Origin of the sequence: Kitasatospora sp. NPDC093558, assembly GCF_040683475.1 — a bacterium.
Taxonomy (GTDB): Bacteria; Actinomycetota; Actinomycetes; order Streptomycetales; family Streptomycetaceae; genus Kitasatospora.
This window is the reverse complement of sequence record NZ_JBFBDY010001015.1, coordinates 1-1,728: the sequence shown is the minus strand read 5'-3', so window position 1 is coordinate 1,728 and position 1,728 is coordinate 1. Positions and strand designations below refer to the sequence as shown.

The following is a 1,728-nucleotide window of genomic DNA, read 5'->3' as shown; positions in this document are numbered from 1 at the left end:
CCGCCGGGTACTCGCTCGTCCCGTCCGTACTGGAGACCCTCGCCGAGGGCGACGTCCGCATCTTCGAACGCGTGCGCGCCGTCCCCGAGGACGGCTGGATCGTCGTCGTCTTCTCCGTCCCCGAGTCCGAGCGGCAGAAGCGCCACGAGCTGCGCGCCAGCCTCACCCGGCTCGGCCTCGGCACCGCCGCGCCCGGCGTCTGGGTGGCGCCGGGCAACCTCGCCGCCGAGACCCGCCGCACGCTGGAGCGCCGCGGGCTCGCCGCCTACGTCGACATCTTCCGCGGCGACCACTACGCCTTCGGCGACCTGCGCTCCAAGGTGCGCAGCTGGTGGGACCTCGACGAACTCGCCGAACTGTACGCGGAGTTCCTCGCCCGCCACCGCCCGGTGCTGGACCGGGTGAAGGCCTCCGGCAGCACGCCGCTGGAGGCCTTCCGGGTCTACGTCCCGATGCTCACGCAGTGGCGCCGCCTCCCCTACCGCGACCCCGGCCTGCCGCTCTCGCTGCTCCCCCCGGGCTGGAACGGGGTCAGCGCCGGCGCCCTGTTCGACGAGCTCAACGCGATGCTGAGTACGGGCGCGCGGGAACACGCACTGTCGGTGATCCACTCCGAGTAGGCGCGGGTGACTCGCGCCGCAGCCCGAACAGGCCGACGAGGACGCCGACGGCGGAGAGTCCGACGCCCACCCACAGGGCCGTCGTGAAGCCGTCGACGAACACGGCGGGCGAGGCGTACGCGCCGGGGCGGGCGAAGACGGAGGCCAGCACGGCCACGCCGAAGACGCCGCCGAGCTCGCGCATCGCGCTGTTGGTGCCCGCCGCCATGCCGACGTCCCGGTCGTCGACCGAGGCGACGACGGCGTTGGCCACGGTCGGGAACACCAGCGACGTGCCGATCCCGGCGATCGCCAGGGCGACGCCCAACGTGACGAAGCCGGAGGCGGGTTGGGCGATCCCGGCGACCCACGCGAGCCCGCCGGCCTGGAGCAGCAGGCCGAGGACGATGAACGGCCGGTTCCCGAAGCGGTCGGCCAGGCGCCCGGCGAGCGGCGCGACGACCACCGGCGCCGCCGTCCAGGCGAGCAGCCGCAGGCCCGCCTGCATCGGCGTGAGGCCCTGCGCCGTCTGGAAGAACTGCGCCATCAGGAACAGCGCGCCGAACAGGCCCGCGTAGAGGAAGAAGCTCACGCCGTTCGCGGCCGAGAAACTGCGCCGCCGGAACATCGTGAGCGGCAGCATCGGCGCCGGGGCCCGCCGCTCCCACCACAGGAACGCGCCGACGACCGCCGCGCCCGCGAGCAGCGACCCGAGCACCTCGCCGCTCGCCCAGCCGACGGTGTTCGAGCGGACCAGCCCCCACGTGAGCCCGAAGAACCCGGCCCCGGCGAGCAGCAGCCCGCGCACGTCCAGGTGCGGCCGCGGGCCGTAGCTCTCGCGCAGGCGGGTCGCCGCGAGCGGGATCAGGGCGAGGCCGATCGGCACGTTCAGCCAGAAGATCCAGTGCCAGCTGATGCCCTGCACGACGGCGCCGCCGACCACCGGACCGGCCGCCACCGCCAGCCCGGCGATGCCGCCCCACAGGCCGATCGCCATGCCGCGCTTTCCGGCCGGGAACGCCTCGCTGATCAGGGTGAGCGTCAGCGGCATCACCAGCGCCGCGCCCGCGCCCTGCACCGCCCGCGCGGCGATCAGCGCGCCGACCGTCGGGGAGAGCGCGGCGGCGGC

General features: G+C 74.9%; 2 protein-coding genes. One reads left to right on the top strand and one right to left on the bottom strand.

Annotated features, from left to right (window positions below; genetic code table 11):
* Positions 1–620, top strand: a 620-nt coding sequence (locus tag AB0O00_RS37990; protein WP_363659255.1) for a PaaX family transcriptional regulator C-terminal domain-containing protein, incomplete at its 5' end; no start/stop codon positions are given.
* On the opposite strand, the gene AB0O00_RS37985 is transcribed toward AB0O00_RS37990, so the two are convergent.
* A partial coding sequence (locus AB0O00_RS37985; RefSeq protein ID WP_363659254.1) for an MFS transporter occupies positions 559–1,728 on the bottom strand: 1,170 nt, incomplete at its 5' end. The two genes, AB0O00_RS37990 and AB0O00_RS37985, sit on opposite strands and share 62 nt — an antisense overlap.